Genomic DNA, 25402 nt, shown 5'->3' on the forward strand with positions numbered 1-25402 from the left:
AGGCCGTGCTGTAAGATCATGCCGCCTTGACCGCGCTGCGTGTGAACTGGCGATGGATCGCATGCGCAGCGCGCTTGCCATCCTGGACCGCTTGTACCGTCAGATCCAGTCCCGAGTGGTGTGTGCAGTCACCGCCGGCCCAGACACCGGGCATTGACGTCGCACCGTCGGCGTCAACGGCGATCCGGCCGCCCTCGATAGTCAGTAACTGAGCCTCTAATCCGTCCGGTATGAGCGTCTGGCCGATTGCCTTCAGCACGACGTCCGCATCGATGCTGAAAGTCTCGCCGGTACCGATGAGCTTGCCGTCCGCGTCCAGGGCCGTGGCCTCGAATCGCACTGCGGTGACCTGCGGGCGGCGCCCTGGTTGCGGATGCGGCGCGCCGACGATGCGCAGCGGCCGCGCCCATTCGCGCAGCACCACGCCTTGTTTGCGCGCGAATTCGCGCTCAGCCCACGTCGCGCTCATCTGCTCGACGCCGCGCCGGTAGACAATCGTGACCTGCTGCGCGCCCAGCTTAAGGCTCTGCACGGCGGCGTCGATCGCCGTGTTACCGCCGCCGATCACTACCACGCGCCGGCCGACGGGTACCGCGTCGAGCGTGACGCTCTGGCGCAGCCGAGCAATAAAGTCCACCGCGTCGAGCACGCCGTCAATTGTCTCACCGTCAACATGCAGCGCATTGACGCCCCCCAGCCCGATGCCAATGAAAACGGCATCGAATTGCGCGCGCAACCGCGCGACGGTCATGTCGCGGCCGAGCCGCTGCCCGGCGCGCAGTTCGATACCACCGATCGACAGCAGCCATCGCACTTCACGCTGCGCAAAGTCGTCGATCGTCTTGTATGCGGCAATGCCGTATTCGTTCAAGCCGCCCGGCTTGTCATGCATGTCGAAGATCGTCACCCGGTGCCCAGCCTGGGCCAACGTATGCGCGCAGGCTAACCCCGCCGGACCCGAGCCGACCACCGCGACATGCGTTCCAGTGTCGGCGTCCCGCGTGAACAGCGGTTTGCCTGACGCCGCCTCGCGCGCCATCTGGTGGTCGGTCGCATGCCGTTGCAGTGCGCCGATCGCCACCGGCTTGCCATCCTGCTTGTTACGCACACAAGCGCCTTCGCAGAGGATTTCGGTCGGGCAGACGCGCGCGCACATGCCGCCGAGCGGGTTGGCCGACAGGATGTCACGCGCGGCGCCCGTCAGGTTGCCGTTGCCGATCTTGCGGATGAACCCCGGGATGTCAATGCTCGTCGGGCATGCGTTCACGCACGGCGCGTCGTAGCAATAATGACAGCGGTTCGCCTCGACGACAGCCGCGGAGGCGCCCAGCGGTGGCGCGACATCGGCGAAGTTTGCCGCGAGCTGGTCCGCAGGCAGGCGGCCTGCTGCAATGTCGCCGGTTTGTTGCAAGGACATTAAAGGTTCCTTTGAGCAAAAAACACAATCCTACCGGCCGCGATGTACGGCTCGCATAAACCGAACCGATCACCCTATGATGGGAACGGCTATCGCGGCTCGCACGCGCGCTCGAGCATCGCATGCAGCAGCACGTTGGCGCCGGCCTCGATCCATTCGGGCTTCGCGTCCTCGACCTCGATCGTCTTGTTCTCGCTCTCCAGGACGGCCCCTGCTCGATATGCAGATCGAACGCCGCGTGAATCGGCCGCCCGCCGCACAGCTGCGCGTCCGCATAGCCGATGCGCGCGTCTCGATCGGCCGTTCAGTGACGATCCCATGGTCGTTGTGCAGATACTCGCCCTGATACCGCATTCCCGACGTCGTGCCGGTGTAGTGGTAACAGCATACCCACTTTATTTCCAGCAGGAAAGGCTGTCCGTTTTCCCGATAGATTTCCGGCGTCGTGATTTTCGTGCTCCTGCGTTGATCTCGCTGGCCAGCGTCGGCCCAAAATCGGCATAGCGCTCGCGGAGGATCGAGAGCGTGCGCTCGGCTGTTCCAGCATCCAGCCGGTTGTTGCTCGGTTTCGACCGCCGCCGCGACACGAGACCTTGCGGTCCGTGTTCGCGTAGTCGTTCGATCAGACGACGAATCTGTCGGGTCGTCAACTCGAGTCGTTGGGCCGCGCGCCACGGCTTGAGTTTGCCCTCCACCACATCCTGAATGACCCTGAATCGGTCTAGCTCGCGCATCGTCATGGTTATCCGCTTTGTCGTTGCCATCAAACCCTCCGGCACTGGATTCCCAGCCGCCGGTTAGCTTACGATGAACCGAAAAGCGGACATAATGAAATGGCCAGCCCGATCTCAGCGATCGTTCTACCATGAGAGGTTCGGGCCAACGTAGAGGAGAGCGCCATGAACGAGGTCACTCTGATCGGCATCGATTTGGGCAAACATATTTTTCATTTGCACGCGCAAGATGCGAAGGGGCACGAGGTATTGCGTAAGAAGCTTTCGCGGGCACAGCTACTGTCGTTTTTCAGCAATTTCAAGGCGGTTACCGTAGTCATGGAGGCGTGTGCTGGCTCGCATTGGTTGGCACGTAAGCTTAACGAAATGGGCCATACTGCCAGGCTTGTTTCGCCGCAATACGTGCGGCCTTTCGTGAAGAGCAATAAGAATGATTACATTGCAGTGAACTAGACTAAAACTGACAGTGGTTGGTTTTTCATGCTGGCGCGCGTTGCCGCTACGGGCTACGCCCTGCGCGGCAACGCGCGCCACGAACAGCAAGGGGTCCGCCATGACTCAGGAACAGAAGGTCATCCGTGCCAAAGTCGGCATGCTCGAACTGGCCCGGCAACTGGGCAACGTCAGCCAAGCTTGCCGCGTGATGGGTTACTCACGCGACAGCTTCTACCGATTCAAGGAACTGTACGATAAAGGCGGCGAAGCGGCGCTGCAGGAAATCTCCCACCGCCGCCCGCTGCCCAAAAACCGCGTGGATCCGCAGATCGAGGCGGCCGTAGTTGAACTGGCCCTGGAACTGCCCGCTTATGGTCAGATCCGCATCGCCAATGAAGTGCTCAAGCGCCATGCGTTAAAGGTCTCGCCTCAGGGCGTTCGCAGCATCTGGCTGCGTCACGATCTGCAGACCATGAACAAGCGTCTAAAGGCGCTGGAAGCCAAATCCGCTCAGGACGGGCTGGTGCTGACCGAAGCCCAGTTGGTCGCGCTGGAGCGCGCCAAACAGGAAAAAGAGGCCCACGGCGAGTTCGAGTCTGAATGTCCAGGCTACTGTGGCGCGCAGGATACATTCTATGTCGGTAGCCTCAAAGGCGTAGGTCGTGTTTATCAACAAACCTTTGTCGACACCTATTCGAAGGTGGCATTGGCTAAGCTCTATGATCGCAAGACACCGCTGCCGGCGGCTGACTTACTCAATGATCGTGTTGTCCCATTCTTCGACAGTTTCGGCATCCCGCTGCTGCGCGTGCTCACGGATCGTGGCACCGAATACTGTGGCAATCCCGAGCATCACGAATATGAGCTGTATTTGGCTGTAGAAGACATCGACCATACCCGCACCAAGGCCAAGTCGCCGCAGACCAACGGCATCGTCGAACGGTTGCACAAAACCATGCTCAACGAGTTCTATCGGGTGGTGTTCCGCAAGAAGATCTACGAATCGATCGACGCCTTACAAACCGATCTTGATGCATGGCTCGATCAGTACAACAATGAACGTGAGCATCAGGGGCGATGGTGTTATGGCAAGACGCCCATGCGCACCTTCCTCGATTCACTAGCACTTGCCAAGGAGAAACTCATTCCACATTGACCGCTTCTTTTCTATCGGCCCGACTATCTGTCAGATCAAGTTCCGGCTAATACAATTACATCGACGCCGAGGCGATCTGTGAAGCGGCCTGCCGCCCCTCAATGCGCTTCGTCGAGCCTCGAACACAAGCGCAGCAGCTTCTAGCCGCCCTACATCGGGTCCGCGAGAGCCTCGTGGTCGAACGTACGGCCACTATTAACCGAATTCACGCAATTTTGCTCGAGTTTGGCATCGTTGTTCCTCTATCAAGGACCACGCTACGCAGGCTGCCTGATGCGCTTACGGTGCATGATTTGCCGCCGCGGTTAATCCAGCTTATCTACCGACTTCATTCTCACTATCTTTACCTCGATCAGCAGGTTGATGACGTCGAGCGAGAACTGACGGTACAGCTTCGCGAAGACGAGAACGCAGCTCGGCTGCTGTCAATTCCAGCGATCGGCGCCATCACAGCGAGTCTGCTAGTTTCGGAGGTTGGCAACGTCGCACAGTTTGAGGGCGGTAGAAACTTCGCAGCCTCGATCGGGCTGGTGCCACGGCAGCACAGCACAGGTGGCCGAAGTATCCTGTGTGGAATAAGCAAGCGTGGCGACAAGCATTTACGCCACCTGCTCGTGCAAGGCGCCCGAGCGGTGAATCGCTTGGGCGGTGCTGACGAAACACACCACTTACGATGCATCGCGCCTGAAGCTCGCGGGCTGATTTTTCGTATTACCCCAACCAGGTTTTGCGACTGCTGTAACTTTGATGATCCAACGGCACAGCGACCGGACGAAGAACCTGACAAGTTGTACAGCTCTTAGCAGCTGCCGACATTTTGAGGATCGACCGGTGCGGTTTTCATCGTGGAACGAAGTTTAATCTCAGATTCCGGATAGATTTGCGCAAGCCAAAGACGTCAGAACCAGAGGTTGCAAAATTCGGGCTGGCCATAGATACAACTTAGCCGCTACAGCCCTAAAATGCGATAACTTAACTTATGTCAACTTTACCATATGGATGAAGAAATCGGCTCTTCCACACTTTGTGTGAACCTGCGGGTGGCAATGACGATCAAGCCGGTATCGCATCACTCGGATAATCGGCATGGATTTTTCCTTTCTTCAACGCCTGTTGCCCGCTTCCGACATGCGCATTCTCGGATGGGAGATGATCGGCAATCGGCTCATCATTGCACTGAAACATCAAGGGCACGTTGCGCACTGCACGGCGTGTGGAGCGACAAGTTCCCGGATACACGCAGAGTACCGACGACGCGTTGAGGACCTACCGTGTAGTGGCTATCGCGTCACACTGGAAATCCATGTGCGGCGCTTTCGTTGCGATAATACAACGTGCCGCCGGCGAACATTCGCCCAATGCCCGGCGCAATTCGGCGCACGTCAGCAGCGCCGCACAGCCCGAGCACAGACGGTGCTGTGGCATGTGGGCTTGGCGCTCAGTGGCGCCGCGGGTGCGCGCCTGGCGCAGCGGCTGGGCATCTTGATCAGCGGCGAAACGATACTCCGTTTGCTTAAACGCAACGGCCAGAAGCACGTCGCGACGACATCGCCCCCTACCATTATTGGCGTCGATGACTGGGCATTCAAGCGCGGTCATCGCTATGGCACCCTACTGGTCGATCTCGAGCAACGGCGCCCATTGGATCTGTTGCCCAATCGTGATGCGACCTCGGTGGCGAACTGGCTAACAGGAAACCGCGCAATCCGAATCGTGTCACGCGATCGCGCTGGGGTTTACGCCGAAGGCATCACCCGTGGTGCGCCGCAAGCCATACAAGTGGCCGACCGATGGCATCTATTGAAGAATCTTGGCGATGCCATTGAGCGCGCGCTGAGCCGCTGCCAGCGGCCTATCCGCGAAGTTGCACGCTCGCTCGATCACGAGCACGCTGCTGCCACATTGCCAGCGATCGAATCGAATGCGCCCGGCGTGGCAACAACATCGCGCGCCAAGGAGGAACAAGCACAGCGGCGCGAAGCACGGCTCGCACGCTATGAATCGGTCATGCGCCACCATCAAAGTGGGATGGCAATACGCGCGATTGCGCGCATCACGGCATTGGAGCGGCGTACGGTACGGCATTGGATCAACTCCGGTGAGTTCCCTGAGCGGGCGCAACGGTTGCCAGCCGCCAGCAAGTTGGATCCCTATCGAGCGTATCTTGCCCAGCGCTGGCGTGAAGGTTGTCAAAACGCGGCGAGGTTGTATCGGGAAATCGTGGGCCAAGGGTTCAACGGCGGTTGTGGCATCGTACGCCAAGCCCTTCAGCCTTGGCGACAAGGCTGTGCAATCACGCAGCAGCTGCGTACTGCTGTATTGCGAGCGGTACCTTCCACTCGTCGCGTAGGCTGCTGGTTAATGGGTCGGGGCACGGCGTCGCTCCCCGACAACAACAAGCGGCACATCGAGCACTTTGTTCAACGACTCGGCGAGCGAAATCCACAGATTGTGGCGATCCGGCGGCTGTCGCTCGAGTTCACCGACATAGTCAAGCGCCGCGCACATCAAGCGTTGGCAAGCTGGCTGCGTCAAGCGCAGGCCAGCGGTGTACCAGAAATGCAGCGGTTTGCAGCGGGCATCGGCCACGACTACGATGCCATACACGCTGCACTGCTCACACCCTACAGTGCGTATTTCAGGCCATCGTAGACGGTCATTTCAGACGAAGGTAGACGGTGTTTCAGGGCAACGTGGACGCCGTTTCAAAGCATCGTAGGCGGCGTTTCACGCTGATCGTGGACGAGCAAGGGGGAGCGCGAGTGATCTGACCAAGGCATACGCTGATCGTTTTTTTGCGGATCAGCTCATGCCGACACCCAGGATCACGATGCGCCAGATACGAAACGTTCTTCGCCTGCACTTGGAGGCAGGCTTGACTTACGGCCAGATTGGCCGAGCCCTGGGCGTGCCCAAATCGACGGTGGGCAAGATCGTCGTGCTGGCACGCGTTGCCGGCATCGATTGGGCCGAAGTACAGGGGCTGGATGACGCGAGCCTCGAAGCGAGGCTGTACCAGCCGGCGGTGCCCCGCTCGGCGCGGCACTTGGAGCCTGACTTCGCCTACCTCCATCAAGAGCTCAAGCGCCCGGGCGTCACCTTGCAACTACTCTGGGAGGAATACGCCCGGGCCAACGCGCAGGCGTACAAGTACACAAGTTTCTGCGTCAAGTACCGCAAGTGGGCGGCGTGCCTGAAGCGCTCAATGCGTCAGACCCACATCGCCGGCGACAAGCTGTTTGCCGACTACGCTGGCCGGAGCGTGCCCATCATCGACGCGGTCACTGGCCAGATCCGCGCTGCACAGGTCTTCGTTGCGCTATTGGGGGCATCGAACTACACCTATGCTTGTGCCACTGAGCGACAAACGGCGGCGGACTGGATCCGTTCGCTCATTGCCGCGCTGGAGTTCTTCGGCGGCACGCCCAGGCTGATCGTGCCAGACCAGCCGCGCGCCCTGATCGCTCAGCCCGACCGCTACGAGCCCGGCATGGGGCGGCTGGTGGAGGAGTTCTGCGACCATTACCATGTGGCTGTACTACCAGCTCGGCCTGCTCACCCGAGGGACAAACCGAAGGTCGAGAACGCGGTACTCGTGGTTGAGCGCTGGATCCTGGCGCGCCTGCGCAATCGCCGCTTCTTTAGCTTGGCCGAACTGAACACGGCGATCGCTGAGCTGCTGCACGAGCTGAACTGCCGTCCCTTCAAGAAGCTGCCTGGCAACAGGCGTGAGGCCTTCGAGCGTTTAGACCAACCGGCTCTGCAGCCCCTGGCATCCAACCGCATGGCCATCGTGCGTTTCAAGCGGGCGCGCGTGAACGTGGACTACCACGTTGAGCTCGACGGCCACTATTACAGCGTTCCACATCGGCTGGTGCGCTCCACCGTGCAGCTGCGCATCGGCGCCACGGCGGTGGAAGTGTTTGACGGCGCCACGCGCGTGGCCATCCACTTGTTGAGCGCCGCCAGGGGCGGGTTCACCACCGATCCCGATCACATGCCCGCTTCGCACCGCGCTCACCGGGAGTGGACTCCGACCAAGCTCATGGCCTGGGGCAAAAGTATCGGCTCGTCGTGTGCCGCCGTGGTGCATTGGCAGATGGAGAATCGTCCCCACCCCGAACAAGGTTACCGCGCATGCCTTGGCTTGCAGCACTTGGGCCGGCGCTTCGGCGCGCAGCGGCTGGAAGCCGCCTGTACACGCGCCATGGCCATTAACTCACCCACCTACCGCACCGTCAAATCCATTCTGGACAACGGCATGGACCGGCAACCGCTGCCGGGCAAGCCGATACAAACGTCTGTGCCCCTGCACGAGAACGTGCGGGGACCAGAGTACTACCACTAACCACGAGGAACGACGTGATATCAGCTCACACTTTGGATCAATTGAAGACGCTGCGCCTGGACGGCATGATCGCTGCGTTGGGCGATCAGGCCACCAGCAGCGCCGCAGCCGAACTGCGCTTCGACGATCGCTTCTCTGTGCTCGTGCAGCGCGAGATCGACTGGCGCGATAGCAAGCGGTTGGCTCGCATCCTGAAGGCCGCCAAGCTCAAGGTGAGCAACGCGTGCATCGAAGACATCCTCTGGCGCGACTCGCGTCACCTGGACCGGCACATGATCACGACGCTGGTAGGCGGTGACTGGATCCGCCATGCCCGCACCGTCCTCATGACCGGCGCCACTGGAACCGGCAAAACCTGGTTGGCTTGCGCCCTGGCGCAGCAGGCCGCGCGCGGCGGCTTCACGGTGTTCTATACCCGAACCACGCGACTGATGACGGAACTGCGTGTTGCTCACGGCGAGGGTAGCTTCGTACGTCGGTTGGCGCAATTGGCGCGCTACGACTTGCTGGTGCTGGATGACTTTGCTGGCGCGCCCATGGGGCCGGCCGAACGCACAGATCTGCTCGAGTTGCTGGACGATCGCGTCGGCGCCCGCGCTACCCTGATTACCAGCCAGATGGCCGTCAACCAATGGCATGCCTGGCTCGACGATCCTACCGTTGCCGACGCCATCTTGGATCGCATCGTACACGGCTCTCACCGCATTGCACTCAAGGGCCCATCGTTGCGCGGCCCCGAAAACGAACAACCATGAACGCCTTCAACATCATCGTAGACGAGTGCGATACCATGAACGCCTTCACTCGCGCTCACCCAAACTGTCCATGATCACGCTGAAACGCCGTCCACCATCAGCCTGATTCGACCGTCCATGATCGCTGAAATACGCACTACAGCAACGGCATCGTCGAAGGCCATGTCAATCGGCTCAAGTTCCTCAAGCGCCAAATGTATGGCCGCGCCGGCTTCCAACTGCTTCGTACTCGCGTGTTGAATCGGTGCTGACTTGTGACGTGAAACTTCACACAAAGTGTGGAAGAGCCGACAAACTATATGCACTACATGCGCCGGAAGTTGCATGCATCGGCAAAGGCAAGGCCCGCCAACCGTACGAGTTTGGCGTCAAGGTAAGTCTAGCTATCACGCACAAACAAGGGCTCATTGTCGGTACGCGAGCGTTTGCTGGCAACCCCTACGACGGCCACATTTTGGCCGAACAGCTCGAACAAACCTCGATCCTAATACAGGATTTGGCCGGTGCCCCACGTGTCAAGACTGTGCTGACCGATCTGGGCTTTCGTGGTGTGGACGCTCAGGTTGCGCCCGTACAGTTGATGCATCGCGGAAAACTCAACAGGCTGACCCCGGCACAACAGCGTCGTTTGAAGCGGCGTCAAGCCATCGAGCCGATCATCGGGCATGTCAAACAGGATCGTGGAATGCGGCGCTGCTGGCTCAAAGGCGTCACCGGTGATGCGGTACATGCCGTGCTGTGCTCGACAGGCTATAACCTGCGCTGGCTGCTGCGCGCCATTACCCGATTGGGCATCCAGCCCGCCTTTTTTGTGCTTGGGTGGCTGCGCTCGCTTTGGCGCTGCGCCGCTACCTGTCCTGTTTCATTTCCCGCGCACGGGACTTCTCATCCAAATTTTTAATTTTGAAGGGCGAGCTTCTATGAGCAGAAAGTTGTCAAGAGTTTTGTGCAAGGAAAAAGTCCATAAGCAGATACCTCGACTTTTAGCCAAGCGATATCAACGCTCGTTAGGGTGGGGCCGAGCCGATTGTGCGCACGTGAGAGATTCACCTCTCACCCACTTCTATCCGCCGGATTTGGCCGGCCTCATCCTGTATGCGCGCTACGCCGGACATTCTGGTCCGGTGGATATGCCCCATCTAATGATCGGTTACATTCAGCAACCCGTCCGCCCTACGGGCATATCTCGGTTCAGCCCCTCCAATAGACGTTGATCCGACAGCTATAAGCCATGCCCACTCATGCCCCTTTGAACTGAGCGTTTTGTGGAATCACGCCGTCTTTAAGGTAGCGCCATAATGCAATCACTAACCGCCTGGCAAGCGCGACAATCGCAATGCGTCGCGCGCGGCGATTGGCTCCGGTGCCCTGCGTGCGCTTGTTGAACCACTGCGCCAGCGCACTGCTAGGCTGATAGCGCAGCCAGCACCAGGCCATCTCGATGAGCTGGGTTCGCACTCGCCTATTTCCCTGCTTGCTGATTCCCTGATCAATCCGGCTCTGTCCGCTATCGTAGGGCTGCGGGACCAAGCCTACGCAGGCGCCCAGTTGCCGCCGGTTACCAAACTCGCGCCAGAACAACTCAAGCATCAGGCGCGATGCCCCGAGCTGGCCTACACCTTTGAGGTGCCTAAGATAAGTGATCCGTTCGCGTACAGGTGCCGGTAGGCGTTCTTGCAGTGCGCGCTCAAGTGCCGCGAGTTGTTCTTCGGCAAGTGCCAGGCGGGCCGTCTCGCGTAACAGTCGTTCATGCAACTCGCTGGGCAGCGGTGTGCCATCGTGACAAACCAGTTTGCCGCTAGCTAGCCGCTTGACAAACGTCCTATGATTGAAACCGTCCCAGCAACCCATCGTGATCAACAACTTACGCATACGCTCGCGGTACTGCAGCACCTCTTTGTGCAATTGCCCTCGATCACGAATCAACTGACGCGAAGCTTCATCTTGCAGCGAGGGCACTCGCACTACGCGCATGCGGTCACGTTCGCCATGCAGCCATACTCGCAGATTCGTGACCAGCTTGATCGCATCAAGCCGATCCGTCTTAGCGCGACGCCTGTGCCGCTCCACCGGAATACTAGCCGCATCGATCACATAACAATCCATGCCACGCGAGCGCAGCGCTCTATAGATCCAAAATCCATCCTGCCCAGCCTCATAACTGACCACCACACGCACATCTTGGGGCAGCGACCATTTCTGCTTGTACCGCTCAATCACCTCCAATAGGGCTTGCACTCGCAGGGCCGCTTGCGCTCCCCTTACCGTGTGTACCGCTGGACTCTGTCTGCGTCCGTCGTGCAGCGCAATTTTCCATTGGGCCCCTGCCAGTTCGAGTGACGCTGCCAGTATTACGTTCTCAGCATCGGCTCCGGCTAAGTGATCTGTACGCATGATAGCCTCCGTTGCGTTCGCCTTGATTCACTTAAGCTTACGACTTAAGCTTTGGTTGGTCTCGCACTACATAGGATCTAATGAGCTTGCTGCGCTCGCCATTGATGGGTGCGGCGCCAGATTGACCATCGCAGAACAGCGTTAATCGAGTTCAATCCCCTCCATAAAAGACGGCATAGCAATCGGCGAATCTCTTGCACGCTCAGCAGCACCATCCCTTCGGGAGTTTTTTACTACACGCGCCAAGCGTAACCAGAACGGCATGGGCTAGCAGCGCGAGGGTGATATGTTGATACCAGCCCTGCCATCGGCGCACCTCGTACTGATCCAAACCGCGTTCGCCCTTGGTTGCCTTAAAGCTGATCTCGATTTCCCATCTGCGCCCCACCACATTAACCAGTGTTCTGCTTTGATGCCTTGCGGCGCGCCGCATAGACGATGTAATAGGCATGTTCCCGTTTCTCATCGAGACTGCGGCCCCGAAATCCTCTGCGGCTGACGAACTCCTTGAGGGCGTCTCGGATCCGGTCCTTCGCGCTCGCATCAGTCTGCTAATAGCCGATCTAGAGTCCACTAAAGCAAAGTTGCTTACGGCACGACATCTTGCCTCGAAAACTCAGTTTTGGTAACCGACGCTGTACGGTGCCGTTCTCGGCTACGCTCTCCAAAGGCACATCAGATTGCCACAACCGAGCCAACGCGTCGTTCTACACGTGGCGCGCAAAGTTCAGTGGCATGGAGGTGCCAGAGGCGCGCCGGCTCAAGAAATCTCTTCAAAACTCGGGGCGATTCACTCGTCATCTTTTTCTTGACATATAACCTGGGTTTCATAAAGTAAGTTAAAAGGATCTTCGAGAAATTTAATTTAGATGTGTATTTTCTTTATTTTTTATTTCTTTGGAGAGAATACGTGTGCGCAAGCGCACGACTGAAAAATTAACAGGGTATGTAGTAATTGTCGGTCTCTCAGGAGAAGGGGTTTGGGTCTGCAATTGTCAAGTCTAGTGATGGTAGGGCTCGGTATTCGCGGGGACAATCCGCCTTTGGCCGACCAGCCGCCGCTCGCCGATGGAATACATCTGCGCTGGACGACATCGCGCGCGCGCGCGTTTCCGTGGCACGGCTTTTTCTTGTTCCGCCGGCGAGGAAACAGGGAAGTGCGTCAAGCCTGCATTTCGGCGCAAGGTCAGCCGCCGAACCCCGGGCAAACCGAGCTCTCTTTCGGCGACGGCCGCCTGACGAGCCCTGTACCCCTCGTTTTTACCAGCGATTGGCCGTCGCCGGGCATCCAGGGAATCGATTTACGGGGCCGTCCGTATGTTCGCTTTGACCGCACGGCGGACCGGTTGATGCGCCAGTTCCGACTCAGAATCGCGTTCGGTGAGCCGCGCAGCGCGCGTCGCTGCATCGATTTTGTCGCGCAACCGGAGCTCGTAAGTTTACCGATAATGATTGACGGCGTCAAAATCAGTGGAGGCGGGCCGCGTGCGGGCGCCGCCCGCGCGGTGGTCACGCCTTCAAAGCATCCTGGCAGACCGCCCATGCTGGTCGTCGGCGCGCCACTTGAGGTACTGCTGCCGAGGGGAGCGGGCACGGTCGATATTCAATTAATCGGAGCGGGCACTGTTATCGTCGTTGAAGGCTTCGACAGTGCGGGGCAAAATTCAGCGCGGCAAAGCATCGCCGCCGCCGACGATGAGCCGCAGATTATCCGTATTGCCGGCGAAGAAATCGTGCAAGTGCGCATCCGGCCTGCTCAAGGGCTGCTGCGTCTGCTTCAGATCTGCTTTACACCGGTCGAAGCCGGTTACCAAAGAATCTCCGTAGAAGGGCTTGACCAGCTGCCCGGGACCGATCTCGCCGATGCGATGACGGTCGCTTCTCATGAGGTGACCGGCTCGCCCGGAACGATCGCCGTTGTCGAACTGTTTGCCGACCGGATGACTGGCGTGCGCGTCGGCGGTGGCGACGCCGCCGTTCTCGACATCTGCTGGGGCGAGGTAAGCGATACCGCAACGGCCGGGTGGCAACCGGTGCCGCACTGTCCTCAACCGTTGTCGTTGCCATCACGTCATCCGGACTACCCTGCATGGACCGGCGCGGTCGATCAGGCGGCCTCTGAGGCGGCGGCAGTCGGCCGCGTTCGCTACGGCGCCCCCGGAATTTGGGCTGGCGCGGCGTTCAAAGATCTGTACGAGGCTTGCATCCGGCTGGTCCAAGGTGGACCTGGCGCCGGCCCCATGACGGCCACCTCGCGCACCATCCCGCTACCAGCGCCTCCGGACCGGACAACGGCGGCGCTCAAGAGCTTACACCCGCTCGACATAGTCATGGCCGGATCGCTCCATCGACCGATCGCCGAGATGCTTGGGCTTTCCTGGGCCGATGAGACGGCGCAGCCTGGCGAGATATTCGACTATATGGTCGTTGCGGACCATGCGGGCGTGTCTGGCGGCGATCCTCGCAAAGTTCTCGCGCACATCGTTCAGTCGGGCTTTGATGATGGGATCGACGCCTGGATCGTCTTTGGATTGCAGGTTGAGCCGCAGGCCCCTGTTGCCTCGCCCGCTGGCACCGTCGTCTATGCTCTCCCCGGCGGGCCGGTTCGGGACGACGCTGGCGTCGTTCGAAACGCGGCCGGGAGTGCCGGTCTTGATTGGCCCCACGGACCATCGGTGCTTGGCTGGCTCGATCCACGCGCGCCTGTCATGTACCATGTCTACCGCGCCAACTGCGGCACGGAGAACACGCCTGTGGTGCCGGCCGAGGCGCGGAACTGGCTGACGAAAAATCGGCCGCTCGTCTCGGCCCGTCCGGCTGGAGCGCCTGGCCCGCTGTCGGCGGCACTGCCTACCTGGCCGCCGAAAGAGCCAGGATACCTGGATTTGCGGCTAGACGAGGGATGGTACGCGTACCAACTCGTCGCGGTTGATCTCTTTGGCCGGTTTAGCCCGAAGAGCCCATACGCCAACTGGTGGCAGTGGGCGCCGGAGCCGGTTCCACGGCCCTGGTATTACGTCGGCAGCAACGTCGACGCCGAAATCCATCCGCAAGCTGTCCGCATTATCGACAAAACGCGCCCCCCCGTGCCGCTAGGGGTTGAGGCGTATGTGCTCGATCCCGACGATCCCATCGTTGTGAAGGACGCAGCCTACGATGCCTGGCGCGCTGGGCTCGGTCTTGGTGGGGCAGCAACGATCGGGCTGCGCCTTCGATGGCGTTGGAGCCCGGAGCAGCAGCAGCGGGCTCCGAACGTGTCGGAGTTTCGTCTCTACTGGTCGGGGGGCTCCGATCCACCGGCAGGCTGGCAAGAGCCGGCTGCATGGCAGGACCGTTTCTTCGTCTGCTCCTACGGCAACAACGTCATATACGAGGGAGATGGAACCCGCATCTACGAAATCTTCTTGCCGGCTGCGGGAGACGGGCCGATGGCGGGCGGTGTGCCGCTCGCCCCAAACGTTGCCAAGGTGATCGCTTATGCCAATGTAAGCGCGACCGCCGCGGATTCCACGTCCAGCACAGCGGATCGTTGGCCGGGCGCGGGTCCATTCGCGGAGCGGCCCGGAAACGAGAGTCAGTGCGCGCCTCCGCAGCGCGTATTCCGGGTTTGGCGGCAGCGGTCTGTCCCCCCGTCGCCGATTGTCGACAGCGACCGGGTCTACGCGACGCCTGCAGACTGGCACGGCTATTCGTACCACACTTTCCGCTGGGTGCCGCAGCCGAACTTGTCCGCACATGTCTGGCGCGCGCTCGATGAGGCGGTTTTCGAGGCCGACTGGGCGGCACAGCCGCGCACGCCGCTTACCGCTGCCGACCCTGCATTTCCGGATGTCGCAGCAGAGCCGATTTGGACGCCAGGGAAAAAAGCGCAAGTCGCCGAGCTAATTAATGCCATCGGAGCTCTTCTGCCAATCGGGCCCTCTTCGGCGCAGAAAGCGGCGGCGAAGCCGGGTGCGATGGCCCTCTACCGCGCCTTCAGCGACGACGCGCTGCGCGTCCTCGCGAATCGACAAGGATGCGAGCGGGCCTTTGTCCAAGTCACCATCAAACCGTTGGCTGCTGCCGATGCGCCCGACCGGCGTGGCCCGGACGATCCCGCCGGCTATGCTCCATCGTCCGCGCGCTGTGCCTATGTCGACAAAGTTGACGGTCGGGCTACGAACCGTCTACTCTATCGCGCCTCCTTCGTCGACGGTGCGCAGAACCGAAGTGTTCTCGGCGTGTGCGCAACCCCGGTGCGGTTGCCCGACGTCACGCCGCCTCATGCGCCGGCGATCACGCGTGCGCTCGGCGGTGACCGTCGTGTGGCGCTGCAATGGGCATCGAATCGGGAACCCGATCTGTTCGAATATCGAGTCTACCGGGCGTCGAGCGAGCTTGATGCGCGGGACCTGCGGACAATGATGTTCCGAGCGGCGATTGCGGCCGATCCCGATCCAGCGAATCGTCCAGTTACTGTCGAATGGACCGATGATCCCGCACCAGGGCTTTGCGACCTTTGGTACCGGGTCGTGGCAATTGATCGGACAGATCCGGACCCGCGCGGGCATGGCGGCAATTTTTCCGAGCCGTCGACGGCGATCCGCGTCCGAGCATTCGACGAGTTTCCGCCCGAGCCGCCTGCGATCACTGTGGCTGAATGGATAAGGATTGACGATTCCGGGGAAAGGTTTGCGTTCGAGGCGCCGATCCCAGCCGGAGCAACCCGGCTACCGGCGATCCACCTGGGCTGGGAAAACGCGGGTCAGGGTACCCGCCTCCTTGTCCAGCTTCGCCCCGCTTCTGAGGCAACGTTCCAGAACGCGTCGCCGTGGCTTGCGCCCGGGACAACGGACTACGTATTTCTATCGAATCGCACTTTCGAGCAGGTTGATCTTCGCCTTAAGGTCCTTAACGAGGTCGGCCACACGAATGTCGTTTTCCATCCGGCCATCATCACGCCGGTTTGACTCTAGCACGGAGAACCAATGGCTTCGCTTGACCAACTCAAGACAAAATGGTTTCTCCCCCTCGCTGGTAATGTACTTGGCGTCCCACAGAGTCGCCATACGGTTGGAGGATCGGGACCTCAGCTGTCCGTCTCGACCGATGGCAATACCGTCGAATTGCTGATCGACGGTAAGTCATACATGAAGCGCTGGCATTTGAACATGGTCAAAGCCGGGCTGACGGAAGCCTATCATACGGGCTGGCGGTTCGAGGCCGTCAACCCACTCGGCTATCCGACCCCGCCAACGGCGCTTGAGGATATGAGCAGCGCGCATACGGCCGGCGCAGCCATCTATCCCCTCCTTTCCTCGCATACTGGATCTGTCGTCACCAATGGACTCGCAATCGACCGACTTCGACTGCACCACGGCATCTGGACGGCGTGCCTTGACAATCGCTTTCCACCGGCAGGGAGCAATCATCAGAAAGTGGCCGTGTTTAAAATGCCCGGGGGCAGCACGGCGGTGCTTGGCTCAATTGACATCTCGAAGACCCGCTGGGACGACTCGACACACGCGACCTTCGTCGTCGGCCGAGACCCTGCCGGTGCACCAACGCACGACACAGGCGTTGCGATCACCGGTCCCGCTGTCGCGGATCTTGATCTGTGCTTCCGCGAGCGATGGAACGACAGCTCCCGCACCCTTGGCATGAAACCGCTGCTGCCACCACAGCCGCTCATCACAACGCCTGTCGGGGGAGCGCCGGCTGGAGGGACGCACTCCGTCCAAGTGCTGCGGAACTTCGGCATCACGAATGCCTTCTCCGGCTACAGCTGGTCGCCGCGCGGCGAGTTCACCATTTGGGCCTCGTATCTTAACGCGATCCGCACAGCCTCCGCCTACCTCTATATCGAGGACCAGTATTTCCTGCCGTGGGATTACCCACCGCGATTCTCGCGTCCAGCCAGCCCCGGCCGCGATGTCGACATCGTGTATCAACTAGGCGAGGCGATGCGGCGCGGCGTTAATATCGTGGTGTTGACACCGAGCAACGCCGAAGATGCGGCGCACATCTACCAGAAGTACCAGCGCGACCTCGGAGTAAATTACCTGCTCTCCATCCGTTCGGCGGGTTCGCCCGGCGACATTGTCGTGGCGTCGCTCCAAAATGGCACCGACGACGTCTACGTTCATTCTAAACTCATGATCGTCGACGATGAGCTTGTCTTGATTGGCTCGACGAACGTCGGGCAGAGAAGCATGACGTACGATGGCGAGGTCCACGTCGGCATCGTCGACGCAGTCGGGGGCTTTGCGCGCGAGTTTCGCAAGACGCTCTGGGCGGAGCATACTGGGCGAGCACCAGGAACGCTTGACGATCCAGTGGCATCCTTCGCGTTGTTCAAGGCAGATACGGCGGCGAACGCCGGTCACCTCAAACCCTACCCACTCAACAAATCAGCTCTTTATCCGGTAGGACCCGGGACCACGCCGCCGCCTGTGGGCCACTCACGCGCGATCCGCGACTTGATCGACCCTTACGCCGGCCCGCCGGCGCTTGCCTGAACCGGAGCCACCTCATGTCTGCTTTCGAAGGCTTGCCGCTGCCCAAGGCATTCCGGACGGAGCTTTTCCCGATCGACCGGCTCGATCCCGGCGGTGACATCACGGCGCTCTTCTCCAAAATACTGGTCACCGACTATCAAGAGACGGTATTCTCGCCGGAACCCGGTGGCAGCTTCTCAGTCGGGCTGACGGTCGCAGAGGAGCTCGTCATCAGCCTTGTCGGACTGAACGGCTTCACGCTAATCCTTGGAGGCGCGGGCGCAGCGAGCGTCACGCTCGAGGCGGAGTTTCGTCCGTCCCGGCTGAAGGTGAAACTGGACGGTGGCGCGCGGCTTCGTTTTCCGCGCGAGATGCTCAAGCCCGTGATGCTGAGCAGCAGCGGATGGGTGGATGACCCCAGCCGGCCCTTTGTCGAGATCGCCATTGCCGTCGGGATTGTCATCGACCAGGACTGGAACGTAACGTTCGACGGCGCCAATGCGTTTACGCTTGCTCCGGCAATGGTAGCGGATTCGGGATTTGTCATCGAAGGCTCGGTTGCGCTGGACTTCTCGGACACCACGGGCCTGCCGGAGGCCGAGGCGCTGGGGCTACCCAACAGCTGGCGCGGGGTCGTCTTCCGCAACCTGACCGTGCACCTGCCGTCGGCAATTACCACCGCCGTGCCGATCGCGAACATCGTCTTTGAAAACTTCCTCATCGGCTCGGGCGGCGTCTCGGGACGGATTCGGCTAGCTGGGGCGCCAGCGAGCGGCACGCTGGCCGGTTTCCCTTTCACGCCGAGCACTTTCTCGGTCGAGCTAAAGCAGAACGCGCTGATCGGAGTCGAACTTACCGGCGACATCACGCTTCCCTTTTTCGACGAGTCGCTCTCAGTCACAGCAGGATTCGACCTGGCCGGGAACCTCATGCTCGGGGTGCACAGCGTGGACGGCAGCGGGCCCGTCACGATCAACAAGCCTGGGCTTCTCGCGATGACGCTCGACAGCATCACGCTCGGGCGCCAGAGCGACACGTTCTTCGTCTCGCTCAGTGGCACGATTCGGCTGGAGGTCGCGGGCCTGGAGTGGCCGACCTTTCGCGTCCAGGCGCTTACGATCGACGACGCTGGTCATGTCTGCATCGAAGGTGGATGGCTCGCCCTGCCTGAGCAGTATGTACTGAGCTTCTATGGCTTCCAGCTGGCGATCGTCAAGATCGGCTTTGGAACTGAGAGCGACGGCAAACGATGGATTGGCTTCAATGGTGGCATTAAGCTCGTCGAAGGACTGCCGGCGGGCGCCTCGGTCGAAGGCATGCGCGTCCGGTGGTCGCCCGGCGGCGCGCTCAATCCGTCGCTGTCGCTCAACGGTGTTGGTATCGAGTTTGAGGTTCCTGGGAGCCTGTCATTCAAGGGCTTTGTCGCGATGCGCCAGCCGGAGCCGGGCGTGTACCGCTTCGACGGTGACATCGAGTTGAGACTTACTTCGCTCGATCTCGTCCTCGACGGCGAGTTGGTGGTCGGCTACGATCAGCCCGCCGATCTCACCTTTTTCGCCATTTATGTCGGCGTCGAGCTGCCTGTCGGGATCCCTCTATGGTCGACTGGATTGGGTCTCTACGGACTCGCCGGCCTTTTTGCGTTCAACATGGAGCCCGGCCGCGCTCCAGCCGAGGCCTGGTACGAAGTGCCGCCAGAGGCTAGCTGGTACCATCGGACCCCCCCGGGTGTTGGCGTAGCACGGCTCGGGAAGTGGACCGACGCTAAGGGTAGCCTCGGCCTCGGCGCTGGTATCACCCTTGGCACCGTAGCCGACAACGGCTTCACGTTCGCCGGCCGGCTGCTCCTTGCCATCGTCTTTCCGGGGCCCATCATCCTCATCGAAGGACGAGCCAATGTCTTGAAGTCACGCTCGAACCTTGGCGACGAGCCCGTTTTCCGTACCCTCCTGGTCATCGACAACCGCGTCGGTACCGTCACTGCAGGCCTCGATGCGCGCTACTTAATTGCCGACGGCGGCGAGTTGATCGATCTTCACGGTTCGCTTGAGGCGTTTTTCAACTTCCATGACGCCGGAGCCTGGCACCTTTATCTTGGTATAGACGAACCTCGTGAGCGCCGCATTAGTGCTGATGTCTTCCGGCGCATCTTCCGCGCTGACTCCTACTTTATGATCGAAGGGCACCGGTTACGGACGGGCGCCTGGACCGGCATCGACAAGCACTGGCATTTTGGACCGCTCAGTGTGGATATCTCTGCTTGGATTGATGGGCACGCTGATCTCTCGTTCAAGCCCGCCTACTTCCAGGGCTTGCTGTCGTTGCATGGCGGATACGGCGTATCGGTGTTCGGGTTCGGCTTCCATCTGGACGCGGCGGCAACGCTGGCTGCGGGCGTGTTCGACCCGTTCTTCATCCACGCCGACCTCAGTGTGTCCGTGAGCCTGCCGTGGCCACTGCCCGACTTCCACGTCGACTTTTCGCTCGAGTGGGGACCGGACGCCAAGCCGCCACTGCTGCCGGCCACAGTGAAAGAGGTCGCGCTTGGTCACGAGCTCGTGTGCACGACTTGGCCGCTGCCAGCAGGAAGTTTGCTATTGCCGGCAATCGATGCGGGCTCGCCGCAGCGCGAATTTTTTGCCGATCAACCACCCGCGCTGCCGGCACCCGACTCCGCGCCACCCGACGCGGACACTCTTCCAGTTGTCCCGCTCGACGCGCGGCCCGAAATCACCTTCGGCTGCTCCGTCCATGATGACGCCCTGGTGGGCGCCAATCCGCAGCCACAGTACCCGACCGGCAGACCCGCCGGTTGGACGCAGATCGGCAATCCCGCCAGCAACGAGGGACCCGTGTTGATCCGGCCTGCAGTGACGGAGATAAGGCTCGATCGCTGGGTCGATACCGCCTGGCAGGCTGTCGCGCGGTCCGGCAAGGTCCCCGACTCATCGCTTCCGGCCGCGACGCCAACGCTCTATGGGACCTGGATGCCCACCATGGCCCCACCGGGCGGCGGCCCTGGGCCAGGGCAGACTAAGCTGCGAGTCTGGACCAAAACACCGTTCAGCTTCTCCCGCCGGACGATCAGCCAGTCCTGGCCGGACTGGTTCGTCTCAATGTTCCCGAACTATCCCTGCGTCGCCCTCCCGGAGGACCGTTGGGTCTGCTGCAATTTTTCTGCATACGTTCCCGGCGACCGGTTGACGCCACCGTGGACGTGCCCTGGCAACGATGCGTTTGTTGTGAGCTGGATGGTGCCCCCGCCGCCTATCGTTGCGGCCCATGTGCTCGCGGCACGCGCCTCCGCGGCGAACGGACTGTGCTTTGCGCCTGAGAGTGAGGCAGAGATTCTCCTGCTGCGGGACGTAAAGCAAATGGCCGTACGAACCTTCATTGACACGGCGCGCGGGACGGCTGCGTGTGTCGACTTCTTTGACCGTAAGCCGGAACAGGGCCCGAACCCGCTCGTCGAAGGCGGTGTGCGGTTCATAACGTTTGCCTCCGGCGGCAATCCCGCGGACTCATCTCAGATCCGGTCGGTCGCTCTCGCAGACAGCTCGCAGGCAAGTGGAATAGAGTGTGGCGCCGAGCTTCATTGCGACTTTGACGCTACCGCGGGCCTGATCCGCGTCGCAATCTCATCTGCCAACGACAGCGTGATGGTGATCGGACTCGACGCCTTGGGCCGTGTCGTAGCCCAGCAAGCGGTTGGACAGCGCCTCCGTATTGTCGAAGTTATCCTTGCCGCGCCTGATGCCTCCGTCACACGCGTCGTGGTCCGCGCGCGCGAACCGTCAACGACGCTAGTGCACCGCATCTGCCGGGAAGGCGGTGGCATGGTCCACGTCGATGCCTACGATGCAGGCAAGCGTCTGCTGTCGAGCACCCCAGCGAAAGATGGAGCAGCCGTGATTGATGGGCGGGGCGTCGATCATCTTGTCGTTTCAGCTAACGGCAACGGCTTCTGCCTCCTCGAAGTGTGCGCCCTCGTCGGCCTCGATGCTGGTGAACAGGCGGAGTGGAAAGCGATGAGTCAGCACACCCTCGAAGAGCTTGCGCGGTGGAGTGCGGATGACGACGTCCTGCCGCCGCATACGACGTTCCGTCTCAAACTTGTCACCGAACTTGGCGTTCGATTGCCATCAGGCTCAAAGGTGCCAGACGCCTTTGCCGGAACCCGCACGATCACACAAGTATCGTATTTCCGTACGGAGGGGCCGCCTGGACTTTCCGCGCTAACGCCGTCGGGCAACGCTCTTATTCCGAACGCAGGCACCGGCGGCGCCACCGCGCCGCCGCGTATAGCGACCGGGCTCGAAGGCCTGTCCCGCTATGTTCGCCAGACGATCCCACCGACCGTTCCGCCGCCGGGACAACCGCCAATTCTGCCCCGGCCGGTCTACCGTGGTTACGACGCGGGCGTCATCTTCGGGGTAAACTACGTCGATCTCATGTACGCGCTGGCGGGACGCGACCTATCGCTCGTTCTCTATGATATGAACGACCGGCCAGTCCGTGACGCTCACGGCCGACTGGCGGTACTGCCGAATCGGTGGGCGCGGACCGACCAGATCGACCTGACCGACTCCGAGAGGCGTTGGCTGGAGGTGCTCAACGACGCTCACTGCACGACGGGGACGGTCAATCTCGGGACCGTCGCCCGCAACAAGATAGTCGGCGCCACCGGATTTGTGCTCGATCCCGTGACAACCTACGAAGCGCGGCTGTTGCCGTTGCTGGCGCACGACACCTTCGACGGCTACGCGCTGGGTGCGACCGCCTCCGGCAGCGGAGCTGCGCTAACAGGCGGCACTTTCACCTGGAACGTGCTCGACGTAGGATCGGACGAAGCGCCTTCGATTTGGAGGATCGGGGAGAGTGGCGCGCCCACTAGCCGCTACGTTGAGGAGACCGCTGCAGTCTCGAGTGGACCGGGCGTGCGCAACGCCCCGTTCCCTGGCGGGACGCTGCTATCGCTCGCGGACACCTTCCGCCAAGCTTCCGGCGCTCCCGACCAGCCATCGGCTTGGACCGACTACCGGCTTGCGGCGTTGGTGCGCTCTGCTGGCAACGGGATCATCGGGCTAGGCGTTCGGATGAAAGGCTGCCGCGGCTATCTCGTGAAGCTCGACCGCCAGCGCAACCTCCGCCAACTCGTGCTGGTGTGTCCGAGATCCGCGCGAGTTCTCGCCGAAGCGACGGGCGGGTATCCCATGAACTCCGATCTGCAGATTTTAATCGAAGCAGCGGGAGCGAACCTGCGAGTACACATCGACGGCGACCTCGCCTTCGATATCGCCAACACGGCATGGGCCAGCGGCACGGTCGCTCTTTACACTGCCGCCAATGCCGGCGCGCGTTTCGCCGACGTCCGAGTGGACGACCTGCGGACGACGGCGCCTATTGTCTACCGATTCCAGTTCACCACGTCCGCTTTCGCTGATTTCAGGCATCATGTGCTGAGCGGCGACGACCGCACGATCACGACGGTGCCTGCTGATGCAGCGCCGATCGCGATCACCAGCGCCCTGGCCATTGACCCTGCCAGTCCCGCCGCTGGGTCTGCACCGGGGGAAGTGGAGGCACGTGCCTTCGACGCGGTCGCCGATGGCGCGCTCGGTCCCGCCGCCCGGCAGGCCATCGGTCGGTTCGAGGCGACGCGCCTGGTCACAAGCGGACAGACTACGGCCCTTCTCGTTCGCACGGCAGAGCCGATCGATTGGGAGCGAACCACGCTAGCAACGAGTTCAGCCGATCCAGTTCCGTCGCCTGTGCCGGCCAAAGGAGCCAAGTTAGCGGAGATCGGCTTTGCGATGGGCATCCCACCGGATCCGCAGCAGGAATGGGCAACGGTGCTCCTTCTCGAGGACCGCGACCTAACTGGCCTTGCCATTGAACGGCGGACCGTGCCGAGCCCTGACGCTGGAGACCTCCCAGCCGGCACCGCGCTATGGAATGGCAATTTTCTGGAAGCTGACGAGATCGGGGACGGCGCGCCCACTCTGCAGTGGCAGCCAACCTTCGCTGACCTATCTGAACTCTCGTTTGTCGTCCCACCGGGAGCAGGCGTTCCGCAATGGAGCGCCACGTTGGGCGTGCTCTCGCAGACTGGCGCCTTTACGACGCCGGATTCAACGCCACTTGGTTATCCACTTGAGCAGCCGTCACGCGGCACGCTCGCGCTTGGCCCCCCGCTCACGGCGGCAGACATCCAACTGACGATGAATCTTGACATGCCCGGAAACGGGGCGGCCGGCGTCGTGTTCCGTTACACTGACGAGCAAAACTACTACCGATTTTCTATTGACCGGACTCGCCGCCGGCGTGTCCTCGCGCGCTTTTCAGGCGGCGCTTTCCAGGTGCTGCATGCATCGACCCTCCCACCGGGTGTGACCACGTACGCGGTCGTCGTGGAGGCGGTGGGAAGTCGTCTGACCGTGCACGTCAATGGCGTCCTCGTTGCGTCCGTCATGGACCCAACCAACGTCGGCACGTCTGTTGGTTTCTACGCGCAGCGGAACCCGCAAGCTCGTTTCAGCGGCGTGCGTATCAACCGCATCCTAAGGACGCTTCGCGAGTGGCGTATCGACGATTCTTCTCCCAACGGCGATCGCGGCATCTGGCGCATCGCTTATGGCGTACTCGCCAGCGACATCGCGCAACCGCCAGCGACGGGCGAGAGCTACGCGGTACTTGCCGCCGGCGCATGGTCCGATTTGCAAATAAACGCGACCCTGGTGCCGAAGGCCGGCGGCGTCGGAGAGTGCGGGTTGGTGTGGCGCTATGTCTCGCCGCGCGACCACGTGCTGCTCGCCCTCGACCCGGCCGCTGCGACCGGACGGCTCGTGGTCCGAACCGCCGGGACGGATACTGTGCTCTGGTCCGGCTCGATGCCCCCTGGTGGTCCAGCTCGGCGCGTTTCCATCGAGGCGATCGGGCATCGCCTCATGCTGTCAGTCGACGGGACCGTGCTTGCCGACATCGCTGACGCGGGCCTGGGCAAGGGAACAGTGGGCGCGTTCGCTGCGTTCACCGCTGGAATCGAGGTCGCACCGCCGGAGATCCTGCACGCCGTACCCACCTTCGAGCGGTGGTATGCTTTCGAGGCCGAGCCATTTTTGGTCTCGGGCCGGCGCGTGCGGATCACAGCCTCTATGGAGCCAGAAGGCTACGCCTCGCGCGCAGGAGAGGAGGCGCGATGGAAGGGCCTTGCGGCGGCAGAATTCCTGCCCGGCTTCCCGAAAGAGGGCGTGGATATGCGGCTTGTCGACCACGCCGGTGCCGTTCTGCACGCGCGGCGGTTCCGTTCGAGCGCATCCTACACACCGCTTGCCGTCCGCATCGTGCGCGCCGCGGATGGCACCGGGTTTGTGCTCGTCCCAACCGGAGCGGGCAGCCTGCCAACTGGGGAAATACGCATAGAATTCACATTTCGCCGTGACAACACGACGTTGAACCAAGACTCGCTGGTTCTACGCCAGGAAGGAGAAACAAGTCCTGAGACGGTTGCGATCACTGTCGCCTGACCGACTGCCGGACCACCGTTTCCTCCCCCATCGACTTTGCTATCGTGAAGGGGATTCCGTTGCGTTAAGGCAGTCGGTTAAGATTTTGTCAACAGTACTTAGAAGTGGCTCTTCCCCACTTTATGTGACGTTTCACGTCACAAGTCAGCACTGATTCAACA

At 61.2% G+C, this 25402-nt stretch carries 11 protein-coding genes and 5 pseudogenes; 10 read left to right on the plus strand and 6 right to left on the minus strand.

Going from position 1 to position 25402, the window contains the following annotated elements; genetic code table 11:
* Positions 1-16: 16 nt before the first annotated feature.
* The 3 genes and pseudogenes from B0B13_RS03080 to B0B13_RS03090 all read right to left on the minus strand — a co-directional run.
* Entirely contained in the window at positions 17-1417 is a 1401-nt protein-coding gene (locus B0B13_RS03080; RefSeq protein ID WP_076794299.1) for an NAD(P)-dependent oxidoreductase, read from the minus strand.
* Between the two features lie 89 nt (positions 1418-1506).
* A complete protein-coding gene (locus tag B0B13_RS03085; RefSeq protein WP_076788124.1) occupies positions 1507-1737 on the minus strand; it encodes a hypothetical protein in 231 nt (76 codons plus the stop codon).
* A 150-nt stretch (positions 1738-1887) separates the two neighbouring features.
* A pseudogene (locus B0B13_RS03090) lies at positions 1888-2181 on the minus strand (helix-turn-helix domain-containing protein); the annotation flags it as partial.
* Positions 2182-2316: 135 nt separating this feature from the next.
* Between B0B13_RS03090 and B0B13_RS03095 the strand changes: the two are divergent.
* The 6 genes and pseudogenes from B0B13_RS03095 to istB all read left to right on the plus strand — a co-directional run.
* Positions 2317-2592: pseudogene (locus tag B0B13_RS03095) on the plus strand (IS110 family transposase); the annotation flags it as partial.
* A gap of 112 nt (positions 2593-2704) precedes the next feature.
* On the plus strand, positions 2705-3742 hold the full coding sequence (locus B0B13_RS03100; RefSeq protein WP_076793855.1) for an IS481 family transposase: 1038 nt from the start codon (positions 2705-2707) through the stop codon (positions 3740-3742).
* A gap of 53 nt (positions 3743-3795) precedes the next feature.
* Positions 3796-4374, plus strand: a pseudogene (locus B0B13_RS03105) (IS110 family RNA-guided transposase); the annotation flags it as partial.
* Positions 4375-4891: 517 nt separating this feature from the next.
* Positions 4892-6394 carry an ISL3 family transposase gene (locus tag B0B13_RS17620; protein ID WP_286137235.1) on the plus strand — a complete coding sequence of 501 codons (1503 nt, stop codon included), beginning with the start codon at positions 4892-4894 and terminating at the stop codon, positions 6392-6394.
* 157 nt (positions 6395-6551) lie between these two features.
* On the plus strand, positions 6552-8090 hold the full coding sequence (istA, locus tag B0B13_RS03125) for an IS21 family transposase (RefSeq protein WP_076793714.1): 1539 nt from the start codon (positions 6552-6554) through the stop codon (positions 8088-8090).
* Between the two features lie 65 nt (positions 8091-8155).
* Complete coding sequence (gene istB, locus B0B13_RS03130; RefSeq protein ID WP_373566413.1) at positions 8156-8845, plus strand: IS21-like element helper ATPase IstB; 690 nt, start codon at positions 8156-8158, stop codon at positions 8843-8845.
* Positions 8846-8919: 74 nt separating this feature from the next.
* Here istB and B0B13_RS18645 read toward each other — a convergent pair whose 3' ends face one another.
* The gene (locus B0B13_RS18645) at positions 8920-9063 is read right to left on the minus strand and encodes a hypothetical protein (protein WP_212667341.1); all 144 of its coding nucleotides are present in this window, start codon (positions 9061-9063) and stop codon (positions 8920-8922) included.
* A gap of 71 nt (positions 9064-9134) precedes the next feature.
* On the opposite strand from B0B13_RS18645, the pseudogene B0B13_RS03140 reads away from it, so the two are divergent.
* Positions 9135-9746, plus strand: a pseudogene (locus B0B13_RS03140) (transposase); the annotation flags it as partial.
* A 338-nt stretch (positions 9747-10084) separates the two neighbouring features.
* Here B0B13_RS03140 and B0B13_RS03145 read toward each other — a convergent pair.
* The gene (locus B0B13_RS03145; RefSeq protein ID WP_076794304.1) at positions 10085-11239 is read right to left on the minus strand and encodes an IS110 family RNA-guided transposase; all 1155 of its coding nucleotides are present in this window, start codon (positions 11237-11239) and stop codon (positions 10085-10087) included.
* A 202-nt stretch (positions 11240-11441) separates the two neighbouring features.
* Positions 11442-11715: pseudogene (locus B0B13_RS19010) on the minus strand (transposase); the annotation flags it as partial.
* A gap of 504 nt (positions 11716-12219) precedes the next feature.
* On the opposite strand from B0B13_RS19010, the gene B0B13_RS03160 reads away from it, so the two are divergent.
* The 3 genes from B0B13_RS03160 to B0B13_RS18650 all read left to right on the plus strand — a co-directional run bounded on the left by B0B13_RS03160 (position 12220) and on the right by B0B13_RS18650 (position 25241).
* Positions 12220-16188 carry a fibronectin type III domain-containing protein gene (locus tag B0B13_RS03160; RefSeq protein ID WP_237574060.1) on the plus strand — a complete coding sequence of 1323 codons (3969 nt, stop codon included), beginning with the start codon at positions 12220-12222 and terminating at the stop codon, positions 16186-16188.
* A 156-nt stretch (positions 16189-16344) separates the two neighbouring features.
* Entirely contained in the window at positions 16345-17736 is a 1392-nt protein-coding gene (locus B0B13_RS03165; protein ID WP_237574059.1) for a phospholipase D family protein, read from the plus strand.
* 14 nt (positions 17737-17750) lie between these two features.
* Complete coding sequence (locus B0B13_RS18650) at positions 17751-25241, plus strand: DUF6603 domain-containing protein (RefSeq protein ID WP_212667342.1); 7491 nt, start codon at positions 17751-17753, stop codon at positions 25239-25241.
* Positions 25242-25402: the final 161 nt, after the last annotated feature.

This window comes from Burkholderia sp. b14, assembly GCF_900156195.1.
GTDB lineage: Bacteria > Pseudomonadota > Gammaproteobacteria > Burkholderiales > Burkholderiaceae > Mycetohabitans.

Bases quoted from the DNA above. Each gene is read 5' to 3' on its own strand.
- B0B13_RS03145 (WP_076794304.1), bottom strand. From the start codon at position 11,239: ATGCGTACAGATCACTTAGCCGGAGCCGATGCTGAGAACGTAATACTG.
- B0B13_RS18650 (WP_212667342.1), top strand. From the start codon at position 17,751: ATGTCTGCTTTCGAAGGCTTGCCGCTGCCCAAGGCATTCCGGACGGAG.
- B0B13_RS03085 (WP_076788124.1), bottom strand. From the start codon at position 1,737: ATGGGATCGTCACTGAACGGCCGATCGAGACGCGCGCATCGGCTATGC.
- B0B13_RS03100 (WP_076793855.1), top strand. From the start codon at position 2,705: ATGACTCAGGAACAGAAGGTCATCCGTGCCAAAGTCGGCATGCTCGAA.
- B0B13_RS17620 (WP_286137235.1), top strand. From the start codon at position 4,892: ATGATCGGCAATCGGCTCATCATTGCACTGAAACATCAAGGGCACGTT.
- B0B13_RS03080 (WP_076794299.1), bottom strand. From the start codon at position 1,417: ATGTCCTTGCAACAAACCGGCGACATTGCAGCAGGCCGCCTGCCTGCG.
- istA (WP_076793714.1), top strand. From the start codon at position 6,552: ATGCCGACACCCAGGATCACGATGCGCCAGATACGAAACGTTCTTCGC.
- istB (WP_373566413.1), top strand. From the start codon at position 8,156: ATGATCGCTGCGTTGGGCGATCAGGCCACCAGCAGCGCCGCAGCCGAA.